Here is a 3,039-nt window from a genome sequence, read left to right as displayed (position 1 = left end):
CGCCAGGTCCGCAGGAACGCCCCCGATCGTGTCCGGGTCCGCGACCGGGGCCGCGACCTGGGAGAACAGGTGGGCCAGCGGTTCGGGGCCGAGCCGTTGACGGGCCTGGGTCAGCCCGCCCGAGGTCGGTTCCCAGCCCTCCTCGAACCGGCCCCAGTCCGCGAGTGTTCCCGCGAGACGGGCCGCGACCTCCTCGTAGTCCTCGTCGCCGAACAGTGCCAGCGCCATCACGAACAGCACGACGACCCGGGGTGGGATCTTCCCACCCGCCCGTTTCGCGGCCTTCCCGGTGGCCTCGATCGCCTCGTCGATCTCGTCCCGGGACACGAACGCGGTCAGCACACCGAGTGAGATCCAGTCCGTCAACCGGCCGTCGACGACCGGGCGATCATCTGCCACAGACCGTGATCATGCCGGCAACCAGGACGAACACCCAGCACCGACACACCACAACCCTGAAGATCAACTTAGGCTAAGTGGCATTAGAGCAAGACGTGAGGATTTTGGCTGCTGTAATAACCAACATCCTCACTTCTTACGGATCGTCAGGTCCCGTTTGTCGCTATTGGTGGGAATTGAATTGCCGGCGCGGCGGTGCGGGATCCCCGGTGGGCCGCCGTGCGGCGGGGTGCGCGCGAATCCTCAACGCTTCGGATGGCTGCCCCCGGGGCCGTGCTGGCCGCCGGGGTCAGCAGTTGTTGGCCTGCAGGTGGAGCTCGACGGGCTGGGAGATGACCAGGTCGGTCCCGGGGGCCGGGGACTGGGTGATGACCGTCAGCAGGGCCGTCGAGCCGAGGCATTCGTATATGTAAGGGATGTTGTTGAAGCCTCGCTGCTTGATCGCGGCGGCGGCCGCGCTGAGGGACAGCCCTCGGACGTCGGGCACCTTCGCGCAGTTGTTCGCCTCGACCTGCAGGCGCACCGGCGCGGAGCGGTCCAGGCGCGTGCCGCCGGACGGATTCTGGCTCACCACCCGCCCGGCGGAGCCTCCGTAGCAGTTGTACAGGTATGGAAGGTTGTTGAAGCCGGCCTGTTTCAGGGTGGCCGCGGCGCCGTCGAGCGTCTGGCCGACCACCCCCGGGACGGTGCCGCGCCCGTCGTCGGCAGGCTGGGCCGGCGGCTGTTGGGCGGGCTGGTTGGCCTGACCTGACTGGTTCTGACTGGCGGGCTGGGGGGTCGTTTCCGTGGCCGGACCCTGACCGGCGGTTGTTTCGCCCGTCGTCGCGGACGGAGCTGGGTCCTCTGACGGCGAAGGAGCCCTCGAGGTGCTCGGCGTCGCCGACGTGGCTGGCGTCGTCGCCGTCCCGGTCGTGGTCGCCGGCTTGCGGGGGCCTGCCGACGTCTGGGGGTTGACCACCGCGGCACTGCTGCCGCCGTGGTCGCTACCTCCGTCAAGTGCCGCGGCCACGGCCCATGACCCGGCTGAGATGAGCACCGCCGCCGCGGCGGCGACCCCGACCCATACCGGCCAGCCGGGGCGGGTGCGGCCCGGGGAGGCGACCGCGGCCGCGGCTGGGGCGGCGCCGATCGACTCCGCGGCCGCGTCGTTCGGCGTCGCGCCGATCGAGGCCGCGCCGCCGTCCGCCGGCCTGTCGGTCGCCGCCGGGGAGCCGCTGGCGATCACTGGGGAGAGAAGCGTGTTGAGCGCGGGATCGGCGGTGGCGGACAGGGCGGTGGTGGGTGGAGATGCGGTGGTGGGTGGAGATGCGGCGGGCAGGGGGGTGGTCAGCCGCGGCGAGATGATCGTTTCATCCAAGATGGACGCCCCGGTTGCCCCGGTTGCTTCGGCCGCTGTCTTCCCGGCTGGGCCCGATCCGCCAGTGGAGATCATCGTCGCGTCCGGATCGTTCAGGCTGTCGTCGGGCCCGCCCGTTTCGTCCGCATTGTTCGGATCCGTCTTGATGGTCGGTGCCCCCGGCAGCGCGGTCGTGAGCTCCAGGCGGGCTTGGCCGGCGGTGCCCGGCCGGTCGGCCGGCGTCTTGCCGAGCAGGCGGGCGAGGGTGGGCCAGAGCGTGCCCGGCAGCTCGTCGAGGGGTGCGGGCGTCTGCTCCAGGTGCGCGCGCAGCATCGCGATCGGATGTTCCGCGTCGAACGGCGGCCGGCCGCTGAGCAGCTCGTAAAGGACGACCCCGAGGCTGTAGAGGTCCGCCGACGGGGTGGCGCGGGTGCCGTCCGACAGTTCCGGTGCCATGTACCGGGGGGTGCCGATCAGCCCGGTGAGCCGGGTCATCGCCGGGCCGTGGGCGAGCCGGGCGATCCCGAAGTCGGTCAGCATGGCCCGCGGGCGGCCCGGGTCGGTGGTGTCGACCAGGATGTTCTCCGGTTTGACGTCGCGGTGCACCACCCCCTGGCGGTGCACGGCGCCCAGCGCGTCCAGCACCTCGGCGGCCAGCCGCACCGCTTCGGCCGGCTCCAGCGGACCGTGGCGGCGAAGGTGCCCACGCAGGTCGACCCCGTCGACCAGGTCCATGACGATCGCCAGCGTCCCGCCCTCGGCGACGAGGTCGCGGACCTTGACCAGATGCGGATGGTCGAAGGCGAGCAGGACTCTGCGTTCCCGCAGAAACCGGTCGACGACCTCGTCATCGTCCGCCAGCTCGGCGCGCAGGATCTTGACGGCGACCGGCGTGCCGTCCGCCTCCCGCTCGCCGCGCCAGACCTCACCCGTCGCGCCGCGGCCGAGCCGCTCGCTCAGGACGTAATGCGAACCAAGCCGGCGCATGGCCGACACCCCCCGCCGTATTACCCCCAATGGCGAGGCACCAGTGTAAGCGGCATCTACCAGTGCAAACCCGCGAGTCCAGCCATCCACGACGGCGCCACGGACCACTCTGCGGGCACGCCCGCCTGAGACGTCCCGGGCTGGGAGGTACGGGGGTCAGGCCGGGCCTGGGCTGGGGTCGGCACATACCCGGGCGAGCGCCTCCTTCGTGGCGACGACCGCTTCGTGCGCGTCCGTTCCCAGGACGTCCACCTGATCGGCCAGGACGGCCCGCAGGATCTCGGCTGCTTTCGCCCGGTGATCGGCATCCAGCCGCT

The 3,039-nt window shown here is 71.3% G+C and carries 2 protein-coding genes; both read right to left on the bottom strand.

Translation table 11 applies throughout. The features are described from left to right. On the bottom strand, positions 1 to 399 hold a 399-nt coding region (locus FREUN1FDRAFT_RS38590), incomplete at its 3' end, for an IS4 family transposase (protein WP_006545881.1). Between the two features lie 289 nt (positions 400 to 688). Then, on the bottom strand, positions 689 to 2,722 hold the full coding sequence (locus FREUN1FDRAFT_RS38585; protein WP_006545880.1) for a serine/threonine protein kinase: 2,034 nt from the start codon (positions 2,720 to 2,722) through the stop codon (positions 689 to 691). Positions 2,723 to 3,039: the final 317 nt, after the last annotated feature.

Source organism: Parafrankia sp. EUN1f (assembly GCF_000177675.1).
Lineage (GTDB): Bacteria > Actinomycetota > Actinomycetes > Frankiales > Frankiaceae > Parafrankia.
Note: the sequence above shows the minus strand (reverse complement) of the source record. Positions and strands in the feature narration are given on the sequence as shown.

What these genes read in the sequence shown, in the direction of transcription:
- FREUN1FDRAFT_RS38585 (WP_006545880.1), bottom strand. Translation starts at nt 2,722, where the DNA reads ATGCGCCGGCTTGGTTCGCATTACGTCCTGAGCGAGCGGCTCGGCCGC.